The sequence below is a fragment of the Mesorhizobium sp. Ca11 genome (assembly GCF_020165275.1).
Classification (GTDB): domain Bacteria; phylum Pseudomonadota; class Alphaproteobacteria; order Rhizobiales; family Rhizobiaceae; genus Mesorhizobium.
On sequence record NZ_JAIUHU010000018.1, the window covers coordinates 69402 to 90528 of the forward strand.

29 protein-coding genes are annotated in these 21127 nt (G+C 64.3%); 16 read left to right on the forward strand and 13 right to left on the reverse strand.

The window, feature by feature from the left end; translation table 11 throughout:
- Nucleotides 1-92 precede the first annotated feature (92 nt).
- The 4 genes from LB538_RS25410 to LB538_RS25425 all read left to right on the forward strand — a co-directional run bounded on the left by LB538_RS25410 (nt 93) and on the right by LB538_RS25425 (nt 2101).
- Nucleotides 93-605, forward strand: coding sequence for a ferritin-like domain-containing protein (locus LB538_RS25410; RefSeq protein WP_224530884.1), 513 nt, complete (start codon nt 93-95; stop codon nt 603-605).
- Between the two features lie 285 nt (nt 606-890).
- Nucleotides 891-1193: a DUF982 domain-containing protein gene (locus tag LB538_RS25415; protein WP_140840699.1), complete on the forward strand. Its 303-nt coding sequence runs from the start codon at nt 891-893 to the stop codon at nt 1191-1193.
- Between the two features lie 26 nt (nt 1194-1219).
- Nucleotides 1220-1507, forward strand: a complete 288-nt coding sequence (locus tag LB538_RS25420) for a DUF982 domain-containing protein (RefSeq protein ID WP_224530880.1) — start codon at nt 1220-1222, stop codon at nt 1505-1507.
- A gap of 381 nt (nt 1508-1888) precedes the next feature.
- Complete coding sequence (locus tag LB538_RS25425) at nt 1889-2101, forward strand: hypothetical protein (RefSeq protein ID WP_224530878.1); 213 nt, start codon at nt 1889-1891, stop codon at nt 2099-2101.
- Between the two features lie 26 nt (nt 2102-2127).
- On the opposite strand, the gene LB538_RS25430 is transcribed toward LB538_RS25425, so the two are convergent.
- Nucleotides 2128-3186 carry a YihY/virulence factor BrkB family protein gene (locus tag LB538_RS25430; protein WP_224530875.1) on the reverse strand — a complete coding sequence of 353 codons (1059 nt, stop codon included), beginning with the start codon at nt 3184-3186 and terminating at the stop codon, nt 2128-2130.
- 9 nt (nt 3187-3195) lie between these two features.
- The gene (locus tag LB538_RS25435) at nt 3196-4299 is read right to left on the reverse strand and encodes a flavodoxin family protein (RefSeq protein ID WP_095768393.1); all 1104 of its coding nucleotides are present in this window, start codon (nt 4297-4299) and stop codon (nt 3196-3198) included.
- 265 nt (nt 4300-4564) lie between these two features.
- Between LB538_RS25435 and LB538_RS25440 the strand changes: the two genes are divergently transcribed.
- Together LB538_RS25440 and LB538_RS25445 are read left to right on the forward strand one after the other, a co-directional pair.
- A complete protein-coding gene (locus LB538_RS25440) occupies nt 4565-5206 on the forward strand; it encodes an NAD(P)H-dependent oxidoreductase (RefSeq protein ID WP_224530873.1) in 642 nt (213 codons plus the stop codon).
- 31 nt (nt 5207-5237) lie between these two features.
- Nucleotides 5238-5423, forward strand: coding sequence for a hypothetical protein (locus LB538_RS25445; protein ID WP_095768392.1), 186 nt, complete (start codon nt 5238-5240; stop codon nt 5421-5423).
- A 22-nt stretch (nt 5424-5445) separates the two neighbouring features.
- Here LB538_RS25445 and LB538_RS25450 read toward each other — a convergent pair whose 3' ends face one another.
- Together LB538_RS25450 and LB538_RS25455 are read right to left on the reverse strand one after the other, a co-directional pair.
- The gene (locus LB538_RS25450; protein WP_224530870.1) at nt 5446-5748 is read right to left on the reverse strand and encodes a hypothetical protein; all 303 of its coding nucleotides are present in this window, start codon (nt 5746-5748) and stop codon (nt 5446-5448) included.
- 19 nt (nt 5749-5767) lie between these two features.
- Entirely contained in the window at nt 5768-6787 is a 1020-nt protein-coding gene (locus LB538_RS25455; RefSeq protein WP_224530867.1) for an SDR family oxidoreductase, read from the reverse strand.
- Between the two features lie 545 nt (nt 6788-7332).
- Between LB538_RS25455 and LB538_RS25460 the strand changes: the two genes are divergently transcribed.
- Nucleotides 7333-7632, forward strand: coding sequence for a DUF982 domain-containing protein (locus LB538_RS25460; protein WP_095768390.1), 300 nt, complete (start codon nt 7333-7335; stop codon nt 7630-7632).
- 4 nt (nt 7633-7636) lie between these two features.
- Here LB538_RS25460 and LB538_RS25465 read toward each other — a convergent pair whose 3' ends face one another.
- A complete protein-coding gene (locus LB538_RS25465) occupies nt 7637-8356 on the reverse strand; it encodes a Crp/Fnr family transcriptional regulator (RefSeq protein WP_224530865.1) in 720 nt (239 codons plus the stop codon).
- Between the two features lie 163 nt (nt 8357-8519).
- Between LB538_RS25465 and LB538_RS25470 the strand changes: the two genes are divergently transcribed.
- Both LB538_RS25470 and LB538_RS25475 read left to right on the forward strand, forming a co-directional pair.
- A complete protein-coding gene (locus LB538_RS25470) occupies nt 8520-8750 on the forward strand; it encodes a DUF6894 family protein (RefSeq protein ID WP_095768388.1) in 231 nt (76 codons plus the stop codon).
- A 39-nt stretch (nt 8751-8789) separates the two neighbouring features.
- On the forward strand, nt 8790-9683 hold the full coding sequence (locus LB538_RS25475; protein ID WP_224530863.1) for an alpha/beta fold hydrolase: 894 nt from the start codon (nt 8790-8792) through the stop codon (nt 9681-9683).
- A gap of 55 nt (nt 9684-9738) precedes the next feature.
- Here LB538_RS25475 and LB538_RS25480 read toward each other — a convergent pair whose 3' ends face one another.
- Nucleotides 9739-9963, reverse strand: a complete 225-nt coding sequence (locus LB538_RS25480) for a hypothetical protein (protein WP_140840687.1) — start codon at nt 9961-9963, stop codon at nt 9739-9741.
- 324 nt (nt 9964-10287) lie between these two features.
- Here LB538_RS25480 and LB538_RS29395 point away from each other — a divergent pair, with 324 nt between their 5' ends.
- The 5 genes from LB538_RS29395 to LB538_RS25505 all read left to right on the forward strand — a co-directional run bounded on the left by LB538_RS29395 (nt 10288) and on the right by LB538_RS25505 (nt 11994).
- On the forward strand, nt 10288-10503 hold the full coding sequence (locus LB538_RS29395; protein ID WP_095768385.1) for a KGG domain-containing protein: 216 nt from the start codon (nt 10288-10290) through the stop codon (nt 10501-10503).
- Between the two features lie 145 nt (nt 10504-10648).
- Nucleotides 10649-11143, forward strand: coding sequence for a hypothetical protein (locus LB538_RS25490; protein ID WP_224531104.1), 495 nt, complete (start codon nt 10649-10651; stop codon nt 11141-11143).
- Nucleotides 11144-11170: 27 nt separating this feature from the next.
- A complete protein-coding gene (locus LB538_RS25495; protein ID WP_140840683.1) occupies nt 11171-11389 on the forward strand; it encodes a hypothetical protein in 219 nt (72 codons plus the stop codon).
- Nucleotides 11390-11439: 50 nt separating this feature from the next.
- Nucleotides 11440-11637: a hypothetical protein gene (locus LB538_RS25500; protein WP_224685874.1), complete on the forward strand. Its 198-nt coding sequence runs from the start codon at nt 11440-11442 to the stop codon at nt 11635-11637.
- Between the two features lie 36 nt (nt 11638-11673).
- The gene (locus tag LB538_RS25505) at nt 11674-11994 is read left to right on the forward strand and encodes a plasmid stabilization protein (RefSeq protein ID WP_095768382.1); all 321 of its coding nucleotides are present in this window, start codon (nt 11674-11676) and stop codon (nt 11992-11994) included.
- Between the two features lie 42 nt (nt 11995-12036).
- On the opposite strand, the gene LB538_RS25510 is transcribed toward LB538_RS25505, so the two are convergent.
- Nucleotides 12037-12495 (reverse strand): Lrp/AsnC family transcriptional regulator, encoded by a 459-nt coding sequence (locus LB538_RS25510; protein ID WP_224530861.1) that lies wholly within the window; start codon nt 12493-12495, stop codon nt 12037-12039.
- Between the two features lie 171 nt (nt 12496-12666).
- On the opposite strand from LB538_RS25510, the gene LB538_RS25515 reads away from it, so the two are divergent.
- Complete coding sequence (locus LB538_RS25515; protein ID WP_224530859.1) at nt 12667-13410, forward strand: AzlC family ABC transporter permease; 744 nt, start codon at nt 12667-12669, stop codon at nt 13408-13410.
- Nucleotides 13407-13706, forward strand: a complete 300-nt coding sequence (locus tag LB538_RS25520; protein ID WP_224530856.1) for an AzlD family protein — start codon at nt 13407-13409, stop codon at nt 13704-13706. Before LB538_RS25515 ends, LB538_RS25520 begins: the two co-directional genes overlap by 4 nt.
- Nucleotides 13707-13711: 5 nt before the next feature.
- Here the strand turns inward: LB538_RS25520 and LB538_RS25525 are convergent, their stop codons facing one another.
- From LB538_RS25525 to LB538_RS25550, 6 genes are all read right to left on the reverse strand, one after another.
- Nucleotides 13712-14188, reverse strand: a complete 477-nt coding sequence (locus LB538_RS25525; protein WP_140840675.1) for a hypothetical protein — start codon at nt 14186-14188, stop codon at nt 13712-13714.
- 193 nt (nt 14189-14381) lie between these two features.
- Nucleotides 14382-14744, reverse strand: coding sequence for a hypothetical protein (locus LB538_RS25530; RefSeq protein ID WP_224530854.1), 363 nt, complete (start codon nt 14742-14744; stop codon nt 14382-14384).
- A gap of 90 nt (nt 14745-14834) precedes the next feature.
- Entirely contained in the window at nt 14835-16949 is a 2115-nt protein-coding gene (locus LB538_RS25535) for an EAL domain-containing protein (RefSeq protein ID WP_224551690.1), read from the reverse strand.
- 340 nt (nt 16950-17289) lie between these two features.
- Entirely contained in the window at nt 17290-18486 is a 1197-nt protein-coding gene (locus LB538_RS25540) for a diaminopropionate ammonia-lyase (RefSeq protein WP_224530848.1), read from the reverse strand.
- A 203-nt stretch (nt 18487-18689) separates the two neighbouring features.
- Nucleotides 18690-19925 (reverse strand): Zn-dependent hydrolase, encoded by a 1236-nt coding sequence (locus tag LB538_RS25545; protein WP_224530844.1) that lies wholly within the window; start codon nt 19923-19925, stop codon nt 18690-18692.
- Nucleotides 19922-21124: a diaminopropionate ammonia-lyase gene (locus LB538_RS25550; RefSeq protein ID WP_224530841.1), complete on the reverse strand. Its 1203-nt coding sequence runs from the start codon at nt 21122-21124 to the stop codon at nt 19922-19924. The genes LB538_RS25545 and LB538_RS25550 overlap by 4 nt, the downstream gene beginning before the upstream one ends.
- Between the last annotated feature and the right edge of the window lie 3 nt (nt 21125-21127).

Below are 21127 nucleotides of genomic sequence, written 5' to 3' on the forward strand. Positions count from 1 at the left end.
TGCTTTTAGCTGTGTCGCCGCATGTATTTCTTTCTGGAACAACTTTGGTCGGGCCGTGTTGGTGGTGATCCAACCCCACCAGGAGATTCAGAATGGCGACGACGAAAGCGGCCTCGAACAAGGGCCTCAACGAACTTTTCCATGACACGCTGAAGGATATCTATTTCGCCGAGAAGAAAATCCTGACGACGCTGCCCAAGATGGCGAAGGCGGCGCAGGACGACGCGCTGAAAATGGCCTTCGAGAAGCATCGCGACCAGACGGAGGAACATGTCGCCCGTCTCGAGGAAGTGTTCGAGGTGATCGATAAGAAACCGGCGGGCAAGACTTGTGCCGCCATCATAGGCATCACCGAGGAAGGTGCCGAGATCATGGACGAGTACAAGGGCTCGCCCTCGCTCGACGCCGGCCTGCTGGCTGCCGCCCAAGCCGTCGAGCATTACGAGATCTCTCGCTACGGCACGCTTAGGACCTGGGCGCAGGAACTCGGCCTGACGGAGGCCGTCACCTTGCTCGACAAGACGCTGAACGAAGAAAAGGAAACGGACGCCGCGCTCACCCAGCTTGCCGAATCCGCGGTCAACGTCGCGGCTGAAGCCGCATAGCGGACGATCCGCTGACGCCGCCGAGCCCCGGCAGCTTGCCAGGGGTCTCTGCCACATTGCAGGTCTAATCGAACGACGGCGGCCGCTGCCCGCGCCACCAACGATCTTAGCTGTTTGTTGGACCGATAATTCGTCGTGGATGGCAGAATTGGCGCGCCGGTTCTTGCAGCGACCCCGGGCCTCTTGACGGTCAAGATCTACAAACCCATATCGCCGCTGAGCTTGGGCCGCTGTCGGCACCAAGCCGTTGCCTGAACTCAATTGTTCGTTCGATTGGAGGACGTTATGAACGATCGCATGTTCGACAGCCCTGTTTTCGTGAAGAGCGGAGACAGCCTCATCCAGGAAATCGCGTGCCTGGAAGATGCCCTGGAATTTCTTTACGCGTGGCCCAAGAACAGGCGCGGAACCATCTTTGAAACGGCACTTCGTGCCTGCCAGCGGGCATTCGACAGCGGCTATCCGCTGACTGCCGCCAGAGATGCCTTTAGCGGTTTCGCAAGGTCGGTCAAAATTCTCGAGGACGTGAGTATGCCCTTGCCATGGATGACCGGCAAAGGCGGCCGCGGCGGCGGACTGACTGTTTGAAAGTTTCGCGATTATGGGAGTTCGCGATGCTTTCCAAACCTTTCGAGAAACCCCTTCGCGTTTGGGTCGGACTGGGCTTTCCCCGGCAACTGAACACCGTCGTCGATGCCTATCAGTTCGCGACCGACTGGTGCGGCAATAGCCCGGAGCAGAAAGCGGCTATCCGTGCCTGCAAGGCGGCTTTGGCCGGTGATGTCGACGCGGAAACCGCACGAGGCGTTTTCGCCGCATTCGCGCGCAAGAAGGATATCCTTGTCGAGGACGGACCAATCCCCCTCGCGATAGAAAAAGCTCGGCCGTCAGATTACCGATGAGGATCGGGGCGCGCCCCGCGACCGCTGTCGGGGCGCCTCACAGCGTGCCGCATGTCATCCGGTCCGCCCCTTGGCACTGGATCGTTGGCCTCGAATGAACGCCCACCAGTCGCGGGAATGATGCGCGTTCAAACAGTTGACGATGAAGGGACTCAAATATCCGTCAAACCGTCCCCCAACCACCAACGGCGGGCCAAGGTTTCACTGCTTGGACCAAAGCGGCGCTGCGTGCGACTTCAGTCCCAAGTGAGTTGTATGTCGCGGCCGGGCCAGCCTGCCTTCCCGGTTTCCAGCAAGTGCCTCATGCGCAACCTTCGTGGAGGAATATCGGCTAGATGGAACCTCGATCCTGATTGTCTGTTCATTGGAAGGCGGGCCAACATGACCAGATCGTCGCTTCATCTTCTCAAGGGTGCAGGGTATCTGATTTCCACAGTGAGCGTGGCGCTGCTGGCGATCGTCAGCTGGGACAGTGCCTCGAAAAGTCCGTTGTTGATTGCTTGTCTGCTCGGCGGAGCCGCTACCTCGGTTATCGGCATGTTCTGCCGCTGGCTGTCCTACGAAATCGAGAAACGGCAGGAAGAACGGCGGTAAGGCACGAGCCTGGCGACGAGGTCGTATCAGCCTGAGCGGCGCAAGACCCGCGTGACAAGCAGAGTGATCAGGCTGCCGAGGACAATCCACAGGACGATCCCGCCGCCGGATGCCCGAGGCGCCGCCGCGCCGACACTTGCACCAGCGTCGGCCGGCATCGTCGTCTCGGGTTTGGCTACTTCTTCGGCATGGTGCAGCGCAGCCCGGTCGGTTGCATTCGCAACGACCGGCGCGAGGTCGCGCCGGCTGCCGCGCCGTACCGAATAGGCGCGGGTAATCTCGGCGCCGAAAAGAAAAATCTGTGCCGAGTAATAAACCCAGACCAGCACCACCATCAGCGCGCCCGCCGCTCCGTAAGACGTCGCTATGGCGCTGGTGCCGATGTACCAGCCGATCAGCGATTTGCCGATGGTGAAGAGCAGCGCCGTGACCGCGGCGCCGATGCCGACATCGCGCCATTTGAGCGTGCGGTCCGGCAGGACCTTGTAGATCGCGGCGAAGAGCAGCGCGATCAATGCGAAGGAGACGACCGTGTTGATGCCGCTGACGATCAGCGTTCCAAACGGCAGGCTGCGGTTAATGACTTCGCCAAGCGCGGCGATTGCGGTGCTGGCTGCAAGCGACACCAGCAGCAGGAAGCCGAGCGCCGCCACAAGTCCGAGGCTCACCGCCCTCGCCCGCACCAGGCGCGAAAACGACACGCTGGTGGGCTTGACCTTCCAGATCTCGTTCAATGTCTGCTGCATCTCGCCGAAGACGCCGGACGCGGTGATTAAAAGCGTGACCAGCCCGATCAAGGCGGCCAAAGTACCGGACCCGCGCTGCGAGGCGGTCTCGACCGTTGCCTTGAGAAGATCAGCGCTCTGCGGTCCCATGACGCCCGATATCTGTGCCGAGAGCGCCAGTTGCGCGGCATCGTTGCCGATGACGAACCCGGCGATCGCGACCACGATCAGCAGGATCGGCGCCAGCGAGGTGGTGGCGTAGAAGGCCATCGCCGCGCCGTGGCTCAGCGCATTGTCGGCAATATAGCCGGAGACGCTTTCCTTGAGGATTGTCCAGCCTTCGTTGGCCCAGCGCGGCATCTTCTTCCTCTATTTTGGGCGTGGATCCTTGAGGTCGGCTCCGATGGTGGGGAATTCCCCTGCCCGGCGCCTCGCCACCGCTTCGGCCAGGGCTAGCGCGGCGTTGGTTACTTCAACCTGAACGTCCTTGTCAGCGTCGAGCTCGTCATGGCTGGTTGCATAGGGCTTCCAGTAGCCAATATAGCGGTCGAGTTCGGCAATCTCGCCGACGGGATCGAGCTTCATCGAACGCAGCCAGTCGGCAAGCGCATGCCGCACGTTCGCAGCGCCTTCCGTATCGCCATGAACGACAACCGAAAACAACCGGCCTTCGAGATGGCGGGGATAGCTCCAGCCAGCGAGTTCGGCTTGCTTGGCAAGCGCTGCATCCTTGCCCTGCGTCAAAGACGGATCGGGATTGCCACCGTCAGCGCAGACCAGCCGGTCCATCATCAACTTCACCGGCGAGGAGGTCTGGTACCAGTTGACGGGCGTGACGATCATCACGCCATGCGCCTCGACCCAAAGGGGATAAATGTCGTTCATCCAGTCGTGCACCTGGCCGAGCGAATGGTTCGGATAGCACGAGCACGGCCAGTGGCAGAGCGCCGCCGCTGTCGAGAAGCAGGCCTTGCAAGGGTAGATCCTGCGGCCATATTCGGAAGCGAGCCGCGACAGATCGAGCACTTCAACGGAAAAGCCCGGCCTGCCGGCAATGGCGCGGCGCGCCAGTTCGACGAGACGAAAGCTTTTCGACATTTCGCCCGGGCAAGTATGCTCGCTGCGTGAGGAGCCGTTGATGATCAGGATGCGCGAGGGTGCAGTTCTGTCCTCGTGGCGCCGTTGCGCGGCCTTGACCGCATCGTGAGCGGCGATCCATTCGACGGAGAGATCGTAGCTTGGGTCGTGAAAACCCTCCCCCGCTTTGCGGGTCACCGGACTTTTGCGTTCCTCGCTATAGGCCTGCCAAGCGATTTCGGCCAGCCTGCCTATGGCTTCGGCCTCCGGCTCGAAGGCCGGATCGTAGAACAGCTTCCTGTAGCGTTGCTTGAACTCGCTCTCGCCGAGACGCGGGCTGGGCATGCCCTTGCGCGGTTCGACGCCGCCACCGTTTAATTCCGTATCCACTGCCATGTACTGCCCCAAGCTCGGAGCGGGCCGGGTGGGACAAGAGCTCGACTGCCTTTTCGTTGGCCAGGGCGGGAAGCCGGAGAAACCAGCCCTGTTCTCTTTGCCACCAGGTCCGGCTGACGCGGCCCGCAAGTCACAATCCTGTGCCGGCGCGATGGTTCCGGCCGCCTGTCGATGCGTGGCCGCGCACGACCAATGCTGAAGCCTAGGCAAAGCAATGGCGTTCAACTAGCCTCAGGCCGGGATCAGGGACGTGTGGGGGCATGCGATGAAGGTCAACGTCGTCTACGCGCATCCGGCGCGCGACAGCTACCTGGCGTCGCTGCACCGGCGTGTCGTGGAGGTCCTGAAGGCCAGGGGCGACGAGGTCGTCGACTTCGATCTCTATGCCATGAAATTCGACCCCGTCATGCAGGTCGATGAGTTGAAGGGGCATGCCGGTCCGTCGCCCGCGCCGGCGGATCTGCAGGTCTACATCGACGCACTGCAATGGGCGGAAGCGTGCGTGTTCTGCTTCCCGACCTGGTGGTCGGGCATGCCCGCTGTTCTCAAGGGATATTTCGACCGCGTGTGGCGGGCCGGGCGTTGCCTTCGAGCTGCCGACGGATGGCGGCACGATCAAGCCGGCGCTTCTGAACATCCGCCGGATGGGCGTGGTCACCACCTTCGGCTCGCCGTGGTGGTACACCAGGCTCTATATGCAGGACCCGGGCAGAAAGGTGCTTTTGCGCGGCTTGAAATCCATGTGCGGACGCACGCAGAAACACCTCTATCTGGCGAAATACTCCGTGGAAAACATCACCCGCGAGGAGCGGGAAAAATTCGCTCGCAAGGTGGAGCGGCGGTTCGAACGATTTTGAGCGGGTCCGTCGTCGGAATTTGCAATCAGAAACAATGGGTTTATATTTAGCTGACTAAGTGATTCATGGCGCGGTGAACCGATGGCCAAGAAGAAGCACAGACGGCCGGCTTCCACTGTTTCGGCGGCTTCCGAGGCCGAGATCCTCGAAGCGGCTTACTTTGCCCGCAAATGCGGCCTCACGCGCGAGGAGGCATTGCAGATGATACGCGAGGCCCACAACTTGCCGGCCGCCAAGGCGACCGAGGGCGAGAAGCGCAAGCATTGAACCCTTGTTGTTGAAGACGGCCTCATTGGCCGGTCTGCGGCGGAATTTCGCCCGGCTTGATCACCGGCATGTCGCTGCCTGTCGGGGGCGGCGGCGTCGCGTTCTTGTCGCCGGTCGGCGGCGGCTTCAGCACGCCGCCGCAATTGCCGAGTTTTTTCGACAGCTCATCCGTGTCGGCCTGCTGCTTCTGTTTCTGCTGCTGGTCGTTGGCGTCGGGCTTGGCCTGGCAGTTCTGCGCCTGCTGATCGTTCGGCTGGGCGGCATTCTGGGCCACCGCCGGCAGGGCCGGAATCAGGGTGACTGCAATGAGAAGCGCTTTTTTCATGAGATCCTCCTCATGGGTGTCAGTAACCCCCGATGATCGGCAGGATTTCGCCGGTGATGTAGCTCGAGCATTGCGGCGAGGCCAGGAACACATAGGCCGGCGCGATCTCCTCCGGCTGGGCGGGCCGCTTCATCGGCGTCTTGGCGCCGAACTGCGAAACGTCTTCCGCTTGTTTTTCGGATGGGTTGAGCGGCGTCCAGACCGGACCCGGTGCCACCGCATTGACGCGGATGCCCTTCGAGATGAGGTTGCCGGAGAGAGCGCGGGTGAAGGCGTGAATGCCGCCCTTGGTCATCGAGTAGTCGACCAGTTCCTTCGAACCCTCGATGCCGGTGACCGAACCCGTGTTGATGATGGCAGAACCCGGCGCCATGTGCGGCACAGCTTCCTGAGCCATATGGAAATAGCCGTAGAGATTGGTCTTCAGCGTGGTGTCGAAATGCTCCTCGGTCAGATCGGCGAAATCGGCCGAGTGGATTTGAAAGGCAGCATTGTTGACCAGCACGTCGAGCTTGCCGAAGGCCTTGAGTGTCTCAGCCACCGCCTTGCGGCAGAAGGCGCGTTCGGCGACATCGCCGCGCAAGGTGATGCAGCGCCTGCCCTCCGCCTCGATCGCATGCTTAGTCGCCTCGGCATCGCGGTCCTCGCTGAGATAGGCGATGGCGACATCGGCACCCTCGCGTGCGAACAGCACGGCCACAGCGCGGCCGATGCCGGAATCGCCGCCGGTGATCAGCGCGACCTTGTCCTTGAGCTTGCCCGACCCTTGCCAGAAGGGCGCATCATAAAGCGGCGCGGGCTCGATCGCCCATTCCTCACCGGGCTTGGGATGATGCTGCCTGGGGAAAGGCGGCGTGGGGTATCTGCGCGCGCCGGCCTGCATGGCGCCCGGCGCTTCCGGCTTCGGCTTGCTGCGGTCCGTGGCATCGACCTTGCGCTGCACGCCGCGCTGCCTGTTCGCGGCCTTCGCCGTGTCTGTCTTCTTGGCGGTCGCTGATTTTCTGGCTGTGTCGGTTTTCGTTCGGCTGCTGGTCGGCATGGTCATCTCCTTTCGGAGGACAACGCATGCCAACGGAAAAGGTTGGCCCTTGGATCGCCGCACCTCGCCAAGATGCCTGCGCGTACATCAAAGTTAAATGCGGCCGCCTGGCCGCGGTGCTAACGCTTGGTCGCTGGGGGACTCTTCAGGAGGAGTCCACATGGACGTTCGAACTCTCATCGGCAGTCTCTCGGCCGCAATGCTGCGCCGGCGCGCTGCAGCGCCACCGGTCCCCGTCAGGGTGATCCGCGCTTCGCTGGCCGAGGTGCCGCTCAGGCCGCGCCCACGTCCGCCGCACCGCCCGGCGCCGCCGGCCCGGCCCGCGAGCAATATGTAGCCTCGGATTTGCAGCCTCGGACCAGTCGGCCGGATGCAACCGACTGCCGAAGTCATCGTTTACTGCCATCCGCAATTTTTACGGTGAAACATGAAATCCATGCGTACGAACAGCCCGCTTTTTGTCCTCGCCGCCGCCATGATCACGGCCGCGCCCTTTGTCGGTCTTGCCTGGCGCACGCGCGAATGGCTCGGATGGTGAAAGACCGATGAGCCGTTTCCTGCCCCTCACGATACGCTTCGTCAGCGGCGGCACGATGGTTGTCACCACCGTCGCCGAGGCCAAGAAGGCGCTCGGAGGCGCGTGGAAGAACAAGGAGGCGCCAGCCTATCTCGAAGCGGCCCGGCTGGTGGACGACGCGATCGCCGGCACCTGCCGTCCGGCCATCGCTTTTGCCGCCTTCAAGAAGGTCGCCGCGCAGCAGGGCCTGCTGAGGCCTGCCCAGCCGAGTGCCGCACTTACCATGCTGGACGAGTTGTGGTCGCGCTCCAAGACTCCGCGCAGCTAGATGCCTATCTCGGCTCGCGCGTCATGCTGAGATAGGTTGGATCGAATTCGGCAATCGCAACCAGCCGCTCCCATTCGAGGATCGTGATCATATGGTTCGTCCAGCTGACCACGTTCATGCGGCGCAGCGTGCCGATGACCCGGTTCATATGGACGACGGAGAGGCCGAGCACGTCGGCGAGCTCGGCCTGCGACAGCGGCAGATGGAAGCTCATCTCGCGCGTCTTTTTCACCACCTGCAGCCTGACGAACAGCTCGCATATCAAATGCGCGAGATGGGAGGTCTTGGAGCGCCGGCCCATGGCCACGATCCATTCGCGATGGATGGCGCCATCGACCAGCGTGTCCAGCCACAACAGCCGGGTAAGGTGCGGCGCCTGCTCGGTAATCGTCTTGAGCTTGCTATGCTCCGCTGCGGCGACGTGGCAGGGAGATAGCGCGACGATGCCATGGTCCATCGTCTTCAGCAAAAACGCATGAAGGTCGACGAAATCGCCCGCGACCTGCAGCGAGGTGAACTGGCGGCCGCCATGCTCCAACACCTTGTAGCGGGCGGCAAACCCGTCGATGATGAGCGTGCTGTAGGTCGGCCGCGTGCCTTCCGTGACGATATCCTCGCCGGCGGCGACGTATCTTTCGAGCGGCATGGCGCCGGCGAGCAGTGCCTTCTCTTCTTCTGACAGCGCGTCATGCTGGCCGAGGTTGAGGTAAAGCGATTCCAGCATCCGCGGTTCTCCATGCGCAACAGCTAACGCCGCAGGGCTGGGCCGGTTGCATGCGGCCGCGCAGCAAGGGCCGGTGCGCCGCGGATTCCCCTGAGGATCAACTGCTTGGAACCATGATCGGGGCCAGGGATTGAACTTGCCAAACGCCCGGAGTGCTTCACCGATGGAACGCTATTATTTCGACCTCCATAACGCCGAGCATGGCCAGATTGACGACCACGGGCAGCTTTTTGCCGACCGCGAGCGTGCCCGTCTTGAGGCGTTGCGCATCCTGCACGACATTGCCCGCGACGAGGCGCCCGGGACCGAACAGTTGAAGATCACCGTGAAGCTGCGCACCGAGAAGGAGCAGATATTCGAGGCGTCGCTGACGCTGGACTCGGCCTGGAAGTGAGGCCTTTGCCATCAGCATCGCATCCCGCCGGAGCCAAGCATGTTCGCCGATTTTGACACATTGGAAGTAGACACCGGCGAGGCGCGTATCTTCGTCCGCCATGGCGGCAGCGGGCCCGGCCTGCTCCTGCTGCACGGCTTTCCCGAAACGCATGCGATGTGGCGCGACGTGGCGCCCAGCCTGGCGCGGGATTTCAGCGTCGTCTGTGCCGATCTGCGCGGTTATGGGCAAAGCTCCTGCCCGCCATCGGCCACCGACCATGCGCCCTACGGCAAGCGCGCCATGGCCGCCGACATGGCGGCGCTCATGGGGGACCTCGGCTTCCAACGTTTCCTGGTCGCCGGCCATGATCGCGGCGGGCGCGTCGCCTACCGGCTGGCGCTCGATCATCCGGACCGCGTCGAGAAGCTCGCCGTGCTCGACATCGTCCCTACCGCCGAGGTCTGGGACCGGGCCGATGCCAGGCTGGCGCTAGGCTTTTGGCCATGGTCGCTGCTGGCGCAGCCCGAGCCGCTGCCGGAGACGATATTGGCGGCGACGGCCGAAGCAATCATCGACAATGCGCTTTCCGGCTGGGGATCCGCCGCCGACGCGTTCCCGCCCGGCGTGCGGCAGGCTTATGTCGATGCGCTGCGCGATCCGGCGCATATCCACGCCATCTGCGAAGAGTATCGCGCGGCGGCTTCGCTCGACCGGCTGCACGACCATGCGGACCGCGAGGCCGGCCGGCGTATATCCTGCCCCGTGCTGGCGCTGTGGAGCGAGCATGGCGCGCTGGCCGAATGGTATCGGGACGAAGACGGACCGCTGGGCATATGGCGGAACTGGGCCGACGATGCCAGCGGCGGGGCGATGCCCGGCGGCCATTTCTTTCCGGAGGAATCGCCGATCGAAACGGCGGCCACGCTCGACGCCTTCTTTTCCGGAAGATAGAGACGATCCTTTCCGGCAGATAGCGCCGGCCGGCCAAGCGGCCGGTCGGCCTGGCTCACCTCAGCATCAGCCAGAGCAACGGCAGGGCCGCCAGGCCGATCGCCATTGTGATGAGCGCGGCATGGCCGAGACGCTCTGCGCGCCTGGCAATATCGGCGACCTCGTCCTCGTCATTGATGATGTCGAGGAACGAAAGATCGGCAAGGGTGGTACGCTGGTTGTCATTGGCAGGCAGGCTTTCGGCATCCTGCCGAGCGGGCTTTGCAGAGATATAGGTCAAAACGTCGTCTCGCTCCGAGGTCGGCTGCGCGGCCTTCTGTTTATGGATAACGGTGCCCGCCGGAATTGCGCGGGGCTGACCGGCGGGCACCATGATAGCCGGCGATGGAGGGGGCTTTCTCGTCGGCCGCTCACCAATTCGCAAAAGGAGGTTTGGTTGCACAAGCCAGCCCAATGCGCTGGCCGGATCGGACTTCAGTCTGACGAGTCACAAAATGTTTCGACCGGAACATCGGTTGCCGACGCCTGTTGCCCTTACTCAGGGATGTTGGACGCGTCCTTGAATTCACCCTCAAGAAAAATCCGAATTAACGGAGAATTCGATATGCCCAATCAAGGCGGAACCCACGAACAGCACGTCAAGGCCGGCCAGCAGAGCCACAAGAACCGCGAAGACCAGCATCGCGGCAGCGGGCAGCAGCAGGCCGAGGACCGCAACATGGGTCAGCGGAGCGCCGGCCAGCACCGAGGTGGCAGCGGCAACTTCGCCGAAGACCGCCAGCGCGCCTCCGAGGCCGGCCGTAAAGGCGGTCAGCGCTGAATTCAAATGGCGTCCGTGTCCTTCACGGACGCCATTTCATCTGCCCGCGGGATCTCCCCCGCGATGGAACTTCTGCCCCGCCCTCCAGTTCCTCTTCAGTCGGTTGCCCAGGCTGCCGCCGCAGGATGTTTGAACGGAGGCATCAATGTCGCTGCAAACGCTTCATCCCGAACAGGTCGATGAGACCCGCATGCAAGCCTACTCGACCTTCGGTCCGTTGCTGATCCAAGCTCTGGCGCAGAAACTTGGGCACTGCCAGGGCATGCGCGAGTTGGACAAGCTCGAACAATCGCTTGTTCGCCTGGTCGAGGAGACCGACGTCGCCGCCCCGCACGGCGAGGAGATGAAGGAATTCGCCGTCGAACTCGTCGTGTCGACGCTGCGCAATGTGCGCGAGCATCCCGACGCCAAGCAAGATCTGGAAGAGATCGAGGGACGTCGCGCCGAAGGCCGTTCGGAAGACCCGGATACGCTGGAGGAGCAGTTGCAGTCCGGCCTTGAGGACTCCTTTCCGGCAAGCGATCCGCCGGCCGTGGTCTCGACCGCGATCACCGGCGGCTCGAAGGACATCGTCGGCACCGACGAGGTGCTGCGCCGCAAGAAGGAAGCACGCCGCAGGCAGTCCCAGACGGCGAACTGATACGGCGGAAATCGAAGGAGGCCTGCGATGACCCAGGCGAACGACAATATACCGAACCGGCCGGGCGCCGCCGATGCGACGGCGACCGGCAATTTGCCGACCAAGGGCGGCGACGATCCCGACGTACGCTTCCTGGCGGAGAACACCGATCTGTCGCCAAAGCAGGCGCGCGAACTGATCCGCGAGCACGGGCACGACCGCGACAAACTCTTGAAGATTGCACGGACCATGAAAGCGGAAGGCTGACGGATCTCCAAGGATGGAGGCCAAACGGCTTTCTCGAAAGCGAGGTTAAGATGAGCAATTCACCCAATACCGGACGTCCCGGAACCTCCGATCAATGGCCGCGCTGGGAAGGCCCGAAGGCCAACAAGCCGCGCGGCTATCTGCCGGCCAAGGATGATCCCGACGAGGATCGCGACGCGGCCGACGAGAACAACAAGGATCCGCAACGGGCCGACCTCGGCGACGTCGCCAAGAAAAAGGGTTCCTGAGACTCTCATTCACTCAGCGCAACAAGGAGCAGGACAATGCCACGCGGAGATAAATCGAAATACACCGACAAGCAGGAACGCAAGGCCGACCATATCGCCGAAGGGTACGAGAAGCGCGGCGTGTCCGAGAAGGAAGCCGAGCGCCGCGCCTGGGCGACGGTCAACAAGGACGACGCCGGCGGCAAGAAGGCAGGCGGCTCCGGCCGCGGCAAGCACACCGGCCATCCGGCGGCGCATAAGGGCGGGAAGGCTGGCGGCAAGGCGTCGGGCGAGCGATCCGCGGCCGCGCGCTCCGCTTCCGCGAAGAAGGCAGCGGCCACGCGCAAGCGCAACGCGGAGCACCACGCCCATCATTAAGGACTTTGCCTTCTCCCCTTCTTGTGGGAGAAGGCAAGAGCCTCACAGCGGCATCTCCGAGGTCTGCTTGATCGTCTGGCTTGGCACATCCGTCTTGACGTTCTGCACGCCCTTGATGCGGCTCAGATGCTCCGACTGGAAGCGGCGGTAGTCGTCGATGCCGGCCGCCACGATCCGCACCATCGCGTCGCAGTCGCCCAGCATCAGATAGCACTCCATCACTTCGGGGAATTTCGCCACCTCGGCGGCGAAATGCTCGATCGTGTCCTCATCCTGCTGCTTCAGCCAGATGCGGGTGAAGAAGGTCTGGCCGCGGCCGATCTTGGCCGGGTTGAGCACCGCGACGTAGCGGTCGATGACGCCGGCCTCCTCCAGTAGCTTGACGCGCCGCAGGCAAGGCGACGGCGAGAGGCCGACTTCCTTGGCTAGAACGTTGTTGGCCATGCGTCCGTCGCGCTGCAAGGCGCGCAGGATGCGCCTGTCGATCTCATCCAGCTTCATGGTGTCAGATTCCAATCTTTTTTCTGAATGCGCCATTCAATGCCAAATCTTGGCAGGAACGACGCATATTCGCAACCCGATTGCGAGGCAATTCGGCTATGGTGTCCCACCGATAGCAACCCACAACCGAGCGGGAGAACGGCGGCCGCGAGGCCAGCCGAAAGCAAAGCCATGAGCGTTTCCGAGATCGCCCTCGCCGAGGGTCAAAGCGCCGATGGACGCGGCGGCGAGTTCCGACGCGGGCTCGCCGCTTCGACGCCGGTGCTGCTCGGCATCATCCCCTACGCGCTGGTGCTCGGCGCGCAGGCCGCGCAGAAGGGCCTGAGCGTGGCCGAGGTGCCGCTGATGACCGGCCTCAACTTCGCCGGCGGCTCAGAATTCGCCGCGATCCAGCTCTGGACTTCGCCGCCGCATATCCTGTTGATCGCCGCCATCACCTTTCTGGTCAACAGCCGGCATTTCCTGATGGGCGCCGCACTCGCGCCGTTCATCAACCATCTGCCGAAGCGGCAGGTTTTTCCGGCGCTGTTTCTGATGTGCGACGAGAGCTGGGCCGTAGGCCTCGCGGATGCGCGGCGGCGCGCCGACGTCGGCATGCGGCCGGCCTTCAGCCTGGCCTTTTATCTGGGCGCCGCGCTGCCCTTCTATCTCGCCTGGGTGGCGTTTACGACCTGCGGCGCGGCACTCGGGCCGGTGCTTGGCGACGTCGAGACCTACGGTTTTGCCTTGGCTTTCCCTGCTGTCTTCCTGGTGTTGCTTCGGGGCATGTGGACGGGCTTTGCCGCGGCGCGGCCCTGGCTGGTCAGCCTGGCGGTGGCGGCGCTCACCTATCTCGTCGTGCCCGGCGCCTGGTATGTGGCGGCCGGTGCGCTGTCCGGCCTGGTGGCCGCGTGGTTCCTGGCAGGTGAGAGATGATCGATCCGATGACCGTGCTCGCCATCCTGGCGATGGCCGGCGTGACGTATCTCACCCGCGTCGGCGGCTATGTGGTGCTGAGGAACCGCGCGCTCGGCCCGCGCGCCACGGCGGTGATGGAAGCCGCGCCCGGCTGCGTGCTGATCTCGGTGATCGCTCCGGATTTCGTCTCGAAGAATCCGGCCGATCTGGCGGCGCTTGCAATCACGGTGCTGGCGGCGACACGGCTGTCGATGCTGCCGACGGTGGTGATCGGGGTGGCTTCGGCGGGCATGCTGAGATGGCTGATAGGCTAGCTGCCTCAGCCGCCGTAAAGCCCGAGCTCGTCCAGCTGGATCGATGCGGCGTCGCCTTCGCCAGGTCCGTCCGCATGCTGCTTCAACGCGGCATCCAGCCTTTTGCTATCGCTGCCTCGCGGATCGGCTATCGCGTCGACGAGCCTATCGAGAGAAACGCCAAGCTGGTCCAGGCCAAGCTGTCTCTCGATCTCGGCGATCGCCGACGGCGATTGCCGTTTCAACGCTTCGACGGCGTTCTTGATCGCCGTACCGTAGGACGACACTGACTCATATTCGGCCTGATCGATGCGGAACTCATTGCCCGCACGTTCCATCAGTCGGACCTTCGTCGCCGTGATATTGAGGTTGTCGAGGCTGAACTTGGATGCTGGGGCCGTGGGCTCCGCCTGCATGAGCGGCGAAGCCGCGGCGCCGACGGCGCTGTGGCTACTGGCAGCCGGCCTGGCCGTCGGCAACAAGCGCTGCGGCTGCAGGGTCACAATGGCGATGTTGACGGTCGAGGACATTACGGGTCTCGCAGGCGGCCCTCCGTCATGGTTCGGACGCCGGACAGTCGAGCCAAGACGTCATGTCCCGAGCAAAGCGTTTCACAGGCAATTAGCCCAGTTGTCCTAAGAGTTCGATAGAAGGATGGCTCACCTTTTAACGATGGGCGCGTTATCACCCCAAGAGTCAGTCGTCCCCGCCGCCGTCGTGGCCGCCGCTGTCTGCGCCGCCGTCATGGCTGGCACCGTCCCCGCCTTCGTGATCGCCATCATGATCGTCGCCGTCATGATCGTCGCCCTGATGATCGCCGTCCTGGTCGCCTTCATGCGAGCCGGTAGCGGCGCCGTCGCCCTTGTGCCCGGCCTCATCATTGTCGGCGGCTTCATTGTCGTCGCTGACGCTGGATGTATTGACCTGATCGTCGTCAGGGTCGGCTGCGGACGCCGCCGTCAACCCGCCGCCATTGTCGGAGCCCGCATAGGACGACTGCGTGGCGAAGATGCCGAGCAGGCCGATTGCAGTTGCCGCAAACAAGGGAAGGGTTTTCATCCACGCGCTCCGGTCCGTTTTGTGAGATCGGATCATCGTCGCGCCGGATTACGACGCCCTTAAATGAGTGATTGCAATTTTAGGAACGTCTTATTTTTGTGCCGACCTAGCATGCGGCCGCGACGGTGACGCAGTGCCGCTTACGGCTCTCGCCACGATCGCCTCCAGCGGCTCGGGCCGGTGCAGGAGATAGCCCTGGCCATAGGCAACGCCCATGTCCATGAGAATATCCAGCGCGTTCCTGTCCTCGACCTTCTCTGCAACCACGGCAGCACCCATCGAGCGGGCGATACCGGTGATCGCCGAAACGATCTCGCGGTCGAACCGGCTTTCGGCGATGTGCTCGACGAAGGAGCCGTCGATCTTGATAGCATCGACGGGGAAGCGCCTGAGATATTCGAACGAACTCATCCCGGCGCCGAAATCGTCGAGGCTGACGCGGCAGCGGCGTTGCCTGGCCTTGCGCACGAACTCGGCCGCGGCATCGAAATTGGTGACGGCGGCGGTTTCGGTGATCTCGAAGCCGATGGCCGGGGCCGACGCGCCGCCGTCGGCGATGGCCTCGTCGACGAAATCCCAGAGCTGCGGATCGGAAAGCGTCTGCGCCGACAAATTGAAGTCGAGCGAGATGGCGCCCGCGCGCATCGCCTCGCCGTGGCGCGTCAGCGCGGTGCGGATGATCCAGCGGTCGAGCCGGGCGGCAAGGCCGAAGCGTTCGGCGACCGGCATGAAATCGCCGGGCGGGATCATCTTGCCGTTGCGGGCCTCGAGCCTGGCCAGCACCTCGACGTGGCGGCTATCTTCCCATGGCTGGCCGAGCCGATGGATTTGCTGACCGAACAGCTTCAACCGGCCGTCCTCCATCGCATCGACAAGGTCCGCGGCCAACCGTGCGGCATTGAGGCCGGCGCCCGACGTCGTTTCCGGCGAGAACACCGCGAAGCGGTCCCGGCCGCCGGCCTTGGCGGCGTAGCAGGCATCGTCGGCGCAGGCGAGCGCGTCGGCCACGCTCATGTTGGGGTCGCGCACGAAGGCGATGCCGATGCTGGCGGCAAGCCTGCGCGAGGTGACGGCAGTGCCGATATCGGCGTCGCGCACCGCGGCAAGCACCGCGCGGGCAAGGTGCTCGGCACAGGCGTCATTGCAGTTCGGCACCAAAAGCGCGAATTCGTCGCCGCCGAGGCGCGCCGCCTGCGCCGACGCGGGCAGGCTGGCGAGGATGCCCGCCGCGACGCTCTTCAGCGCGAGGTCTCCGGCGGCATGGCCGGCATAGTCGTTGAGCGCCTTGAAGTAGTCGAGATCGACATAGAACACGGCAAGCGGCAGCCGCCCGGCCATGGCAATGTTCTCGGCAAGCAGCCGGTCGAAGGCCGAACGGTTGAACAACCCAGTCAGCGCGTCGTGACGCGCGGCGAAGGCAAGCTCCTCGGCGCGCGTCTTCTCCTCGGTGATGTCGCGTACCGTGCCCAAAATCTGGCCGGCCGAGCCGACGCCGGCAATGAAACGCACCAGCGACTCGAGATGGCGGACCTGGCCGTCAGGCAGGACGATCCGGTATTGCGAGGCGACGACGCTGTTCGAGCCGGGGGCGATCAGATGCGCTCGCTCGGTAGCTTCCTTGTCGTCGGGATGAAGGTAGGTGTGCCAGAGGTCGGCCGTCACCTCATCGGTATCGGCAATCAGGCCGAAGATCTCGCGCGTGCGCGCGTCCCAATAGCTCTTCTTCGTACCGATATCGTGGTGCCAGATGCCCGTGCCGCTGGCGGCAATCGCGAGGCGGAAGCGGATGTTGACCTGCTCGAGCGCCGCCTCGGCCTCTTTCTGCCGGGTGATGTCGGTCTGCACGCCCATCATCCGAAGCGGCTTGCCGTCGGCGTCGCGCTCGACAATGCCGCCGCGGTCGAGCACCCAGACCCAGTGGCCGTCCTTGTGGCGCAGGCGCAGCTCCGTCTCGATGGAATCGACGAGGCCCGCAATATGCCGGTCGCCGCTTTCCTGCGCGCGCCGGCGATCGTCGGGATGGGTCAGCTTCAGCCAGAGATCGGACGTGTTGGCGAGCTCGTTCGCCTCATAGCCCAACATCTTCGACCAGGTCGGCGAATAGTAGCAATCGCCGGTCGACAAATTCCAGTCCCATAGGCCGAGATGAGCGCGATCAAGCGCCAGCGCCCAGAACTTACCGTTGCGTTTATCGTCGTCCGCCATTCTTTGTTCTTGCCATCCCGTCCCGGCAATATTGCATGAAAGCAGAGAAAAAAGGGTTACCGGGAGTGGTTCAGTTAGTCTCCCCCCAAGAGGGGGAGATGGCCGGCAGGCCAGAGGGGGGCGTGAAGGATCGCGGCGTTGATTTTGTTGGGGTAGAGCTGGTCGCTACCGGCTTGGCTGTGACTGCAAAAAAACTGAAACGCCGGTGGGACAGCGCCCCCTCTGGCCTGCCGGGCATCTCCCCTCTTGGAGGGAATTTAGCGCTCGACCGCCGTCGCCGATCGCCTAGCCACTGCGAACCTTCTTCGCACCACCGTCGCAACTTTTCCTGGAATTGCTCTCAGGCAGTCTGCAGGAACACCTCTGCCGGCGCCATCCCGACCAGCTCGGCAAACCGGCCATGGTCGGTGGCGCCCTCCGAGTTGACGACGAGCACGCGGGAGCCGGCATCGAGACCTAACGCCGCGCGCATCTGCCCGTCGCCCACAGCGCGGACCAGTCCGGCGAGCCCGACGCCGCCGCTCTCGCCGGAGACGATGGCCGGATCGTTGCCCAAGGGCTGCGCCAGCCGCTTCATTACGGCGACTGCGTCCTCTTCTTCGACCGTCATGAAGGCGTCGCCGACGCGCGCCAGCACGCGCCAGGCGACCAAGGACGGCTCGGCACATTCGAGCATCGTCATCACGGTCGGCTGCTGCTGGGCGATCGTCACCGGACGTCCGGCCTCAGCCGAGGCGTAGACGCAAGCCGAGCGCCGCGGCTCGACCACCACGGCTTTCGGCCGCCTGGAGCCAAGCATGACCGCCACATGGCCGGCGATCGCCGCCGCGAAGCCACCGACGCCGGCCTGCAGGAAGACATGCGTCGGTGGCTCGGCCAAGCGCCGCAGCGTCTCGCGCACGATCACCGTGTAGCCCTGCATGACCAGTCCGGGGACGCGCTCATAGCCGAGCCAGGACGTGTTGGAGACGATCTTCCAGCCGCGCTCGGCACCGACGCGGGCGACTTCGCGCACCGCATGGTCATAGCCGCCCTCGACCTCGACAATCTCGGCGCCGAAGCGAGCGATGGCCGCGACACGCTCGCGGCTTACGCCAGCATGGACGTAAATCACCGAACGCGCGCCGACGAGGCCGGCCCCCTGCGCCACCGAACGGCCATGGTTGCCATCCGTTGCGCAGCAGAATGTCATCTGAGCAGCGATGGCGCGCAGCTTGGGATCGTTGATCTCGCCGATATCGACATCGCGCCCGAAGCGTTTGCCCGCCTCCTCCAGCACCAGTCGCATGACGGCATAGGCGCCGCCCAGCGCCTTGAAGCTGCCAAGGCCGAGACGCTGGCCTTCGTCCTTGACATAAAGCGCCGCGACGCCGAGGTGATCGGCCAGCGCCGGCAAGGCGTGCAGCGGCGTTTCGGCATGATCGTCGCGCGCCTTGAGGTAACGCTCGGCCCGCTCGCCCCCCGCGATGCCGAGCGACTCGGCATCGGCGGCAATCAACGGCTGGTTGTGTTCGGGACGTTGGTTGAGAAGCAACATGCTAGTCTTCCTGCGAGGCACTGAACTCTGTCGGCGGGCGCGATTCGGGCGCGATTTTGGATGCTTTAATTGGCTAAGTGATTGAAGTTTGTTTCGATTGGATGTCGCCGGATATTCGCTTCAGGACGACCAGATACAGCCAGCATGACTATTTTTGGTGGTATTTCACCCCCAGCGGTACGCCTATCTGATTCCTCCCGCGATCAGTCGGCCGCCAGCCGGGCGGCGACGCCAAGCAGGATGTTGGCGCCGGCGACCAGTTCGTCGGGAGCGGTGAACTCGGTGGGGTTATGGCTGATGCCGCCCCGGCTCGGCACGAAGATCATCGCGGACGGCGCGATACGGGCGATCATCTGCGCGTCGTGGCCGGCGCCCGAGGTCATGCGCCGGCACGAAAGGCCGGCGGCCCTGGCGCCGTCCTCGATCAGCGAGACGATGCGGGCATCGAAGGTCACCGGCTCGAAACGCGCCAGGCTTTCGGCATGGACGGTGACGCCGGCGCTTGCGGCCAGCTTGTCGAGGAAGGCGGCAAGCGTCGCCTCCTCTTCGCGAAGATGCGTTTCGTCGGGATCGCGCAGGTCGATGGTGAAGATCGCCCGCGACGGGATGACGTTGATGGCGTTCGGCTCGAACGCGATGGTGCCGACGGTGGCGACGGTGCGCGTCGACGAGGCGCTGGCCCGGTCCGCCAAGAAGCCGATCACGCGGGCGGCGGCGACGCCTGCGTCCTTTCGCATCGACATCGGCGTGGTGCCGGCATGGTTGGCCTCGCCGTCGATGGTAACGCGCTGCCAGGAAATGCCCTGCAGGTTTTCGACCGCGCCGATGGCGATGCCCTCGCGCTCGAGCACCGGCCCCTGCTCGACATGCAGCTCGACATAGGCATGCGGCTTGAGGAAGCCGGGCTGATGCCGACCGGCATAGCCGATGCGCTCCAGCTCCTTGCCCAGCACCGTGCCGTCGGTGCCGACCGAGGCCAGCGCTTCCTCGAGGTTCCGACCGCCAGCAAAGACCAGCGAGCCCATCATGTCGGGCGAGAAGCGCACGCCCTCCTCATTGGTGAAGGCGGCAACCACGATCGGGCGCGCCGGCGCGAAGCCGGCCTCCCTCAGGCTCTCGATCGCTTCGAGGCCGGCAAGCACGCCATAGCAGCCGTCATAGATGCCGGCGTCGATCACCGTGTCGATATGCGAGCCGAGCATGACCGGCGGCTGGCCCGCATTGGCGTCGTCCCGCCAGATGCCAAAAATGTTGCCGATGCGGTCGACGGCGACCTCGAGCCCTGCCTCTTCCAGCCAGCCGACGAAGCGGTCGCGGCCGAGCCGGTCCATCTCGGAGGCGGCGACGCGGACCAGCCGCCCCTGCGCATCGCGGCCGATTCCGCCGAGTTCCTGGATGCGGCCTAGAAGCCGGTCGGCGTTGATCATCAGATTGCTCATGCCGGCAGCCTCGCTTGCGCGACTTCTTCCGGCGCCATTCCGACCAGCTCGGCATAGCGGCCGGGATCGGTCGCGCCTTCGGAATTGATAATCAGCGCGCGGGAGTTCCCGTCGAGGCCGAGCGCCGCCCGCATTTTCTTATCGCGAGCGGCGCGGATCAGCCCGGCGAGCCCTGCCCCGCCGCTCTCGCCGGAGACGATCGCCGGGTCATTGCCCGAAGGCCGCGCCAGGCGGTTCATCACGGCGACAGCATCTTCCTCGTCCACGGTCATGAAGGCATCGCCGATCCGCGACAGCACGCGCCAGGCGACCAGAGACGGCTCGTAGCATTCGAGCATCGCCATGACAGTGGGCTTGCTGTGCGCGATCGTGACCGGGCGTCCGGCCTTGGCCGTCTCATAGACGCAGGCCGCGCGCGCCGGCTCGACCACGATTGCCTTCGGGCGATCCTCGCCAAGCATGATGGCGAGATGGCCGGCGACCGCCGCGGCGAAGCCGCCGACACCGGCCTGAAGGAAGACGTGGGTGGGTGGCTCAGGCAAACGCTTCAGTGCTTCACGCACGATCACTGTGTAGCCCTGCATCACAAGCCCGGGTATGCGCTCATAGCCCGGCCAAGACGTATCGGAGACGACGGTCCAGCCGCGCTCGGCGGCGACGCGGGCGGCCTCCCTGACCGACTGCTCGTAATCGCCGGCGACGCGCACCATTTCGGCGCCGAAGCGGGCAATGGCCGCCACGCGTTCGTTGCTGACGCCGGAGTGGACGAAGATGACGGAGCGCGCGCCGACAAGGCCGGCACCCTGCGCCACCGAGCGTCCATGATTGCCGTCGGTGGCGCAGGCGAAAGTCATCTGCCCGGCCATCGCCTTCACCTCAGGCTTGTGCAGGTCCTCGACCGCGACGGCGCGGCCGAGCTGCCTGCCTGCCTGCTCCAGCACCAGATGCATGACGGCATAGGCGCCGCCCAACGCTTTGAAGCTGCCGAGGCCGAGGCGCTTGCCCTCGTCCTTGACGTGCAGCGCGCCGATGCCGAGTTCGCCCGCCAGCGCCGGCAGGGCGTGCAGCGGCGTCTCGGCATGGTTGTCGCGCGCGGCAAGGAAGCGCTCGGCCTCGTCGGCCCCGGCGAGCCCAAGCGTCGCGGCGTCCTCCTCGGTCAGCGGATGGCGATGGTCCGGGTGGCGGTTGAGCAGGAACATGGT

Excerpts from the sequence above, each read along its gene's own strand:
- LB538_RS25420 (WP_224530880.1), top strand. The coding sequence starts at position 1,220 with ATGCTTTCCAAACCTTTCGAGAAACCCCTTCGCGTTTGGGTCGGACTG.
- LB538_RS25535 (WP_224551690.1), bottom strand. The coding sequence starts at position 16,949 with ATGGCGGACGACGATAAACGCAACGGTAAGTTCTGGGCGCTGGCGCTT.
- LB538_RS25505 (WP_095768382.1), top strand. The coding sequence starts at position 11,674 with ATGCCACGCGGAGATAAATCGAAATACACCGACAAGCAGGAACGCAAG.
- LB538_RS25425 (WP_224530878.1), top strand. The coding sequence starts at position 1,889 with ATGACCAGATCGTCGCTTCATCTTCTCAAGGGTGCAGGGTATCTGATT.
- LB538_RS25490 (WP_224531104.1), top strand. The coding sequence starts at position 10,649 with ATGTCGCTGCAAACGCTTCATCCCGAACAGGTCGATGAGACCCGCATG.
- LB538_RS25530 (WP_224530854.1), bottom strand. The coding sequence starts at position 14,744 with ATGAAAACCCTTCCCTTGTTTGCGGCAACTGCAATCGGCCTGCTCGGC.
- LB538_RS25435 (WP_095768393.1), bottom strand. The coding sequence starts at position 4,299 with ATGGCAGTGGATACGGAATTAAACGGTGGCGGCGTCGAACCGCGCAAG.
- LB538_RS29395 (WP_095768385.1), top strand. The coding sequence starts at position 10,288 with ATGCCCAATCAAGGCGGAACCCACGAACAGCACGTCAAGGCCGGCCAG.
- LB538_RS25440 (WP_224530873.1), top strand. The coding sequence starts at position 4,565 with ATGAAGGTCAACGTCGTCTACGCGCATCCGGCGCGCGACAGCTACCTG.
- LB538_RS25410 (WP_224530884.1), top strand. The coding sequence starts at position 93 with ATGGCGACGACGAAAGCGGCCTCGAACAAGGGCCTCAACGAACTTTTC.
- LB538_RS25520 (WP_224530856.1), top strand. The coding sequence starts at position 13,407 with ATGATCGATCCGATGACCGTGCTCGCCATCCTGGCGATGGCCGGCGTG.
- LB538_RS25460 (WP_095768390.1), top strand. The coding sequence starts at position 7,333 with ATGAGCCGTTTCCTGCCCCTCACGATACGCTTCGTCAGCGGCGGCACG.
- LB538_RS25465 (WP_224530865.1), bottom strand. The coding sequence starts at position 8,356 with ATGCTGGAATCGCTTTACCTCAACCTCGGCCAGCATGACGCGCTGTCA.
- LB538_RS25470 (WP_095768388.1), top strand. The coding sequence starts at position 8,520 with ATGGAACGCTATTATTTCGACCTCCATAACGCCGAGCATGGCCAGATT.
- LB538_RS25515 (WP_224530859.1), top strand. The coding sequence starts at position 12,667 with ATGAGCGTTTCCGAGATCGCCCTCGCCGAGGGTCAAAGCGCCGATGGA.
- LB538_RS25415 (WP_140840699.1), top strand. The coding sequence starts at position 891 with ATGAACGATCGCATGTTCGACAGCCCTGTTTTCGTGAAGAGCGGAGAC.
- LB538_RS25500 (WP_224685874.1), top strand. The coding sequence starts at position 11,440 with ATGAGCAATTCACCCAATACCGGACGTCCCGGAACCTCCGATCAATGG.
- LB538_RS25510 (WP_224530861.1), bottom strand. The coding sequence starts at position 12,495 with ATGAAGCTGGATGAGATCGACAGGCGCATCCTGCGCGCCTTGCAGCGC.
- LB538_RS25430 (WP_224530875.1), bottom strand. The coding sequence starts at position 3,186 with ATGCCGCGCTGGGCCAACGAAGGCTGGACAATCCTCAAGGAAAGCGTC.
- LB538_RS25550 (WP_224530841.1), bottom strand. The coding sequence starts at position 21,124 with ATGTTCCTGCTCAACCGCCACCCGGACCATCGCCATCCGCTGACCGAG.
- LB538_RS25450 (WP_224530870.1), bottom strand. The coding sequence starts at position 5,748 with ATGAAAAAAGCGCTTCTCATTGCAGTCACCCTGATTCCGGCCCTGCCG.
- LB538_RS25455 (WP_224530867.1), bottom strand. The coding sequence starts at position 6,787 with ATGCCGACCAGCAGCCGAACGAAAACCGACACAGCCAGAAAATCAGCG.
- LB538_RS25445 (WP_095768392.1), top strand. The coding sequence starts at position 5,238 with ATGGCCAAGAAGAAGCACAGACGGCCGGCTTCCACTGTTTCGGCGGCT.
- LB538_RS25545 (WP_224530844.1), bottom strand. The coding sequence starts at position 19,925 with ATGAGCAATCTGATGATCAACGCCGACCGGCTTCTAGGCCGCATCCAG.
- LB538_RS25495 (WP_140840683.1), top strand. The coding sequence starts at position 11,171 with ATGACCCAGGCGAACGACAATATACCGAACCGGCCGGGCGCCGCCGAT.
- LB538_RS25540 (WP_224530848.1), bottom strand. The coding sequence starts at position 18,486 with ATGTTGCTTCTCAACCAACGTCCCGAACACAACCAGCCGTTGATTGCC.
- LB538_RS25475 (WP_224530863.1), top strand. The coding sequence starts at position 8,790 with ATGTTCGCCGATTTTGACACATTGGAAGTAGACACCGGCGAGGCGCGT.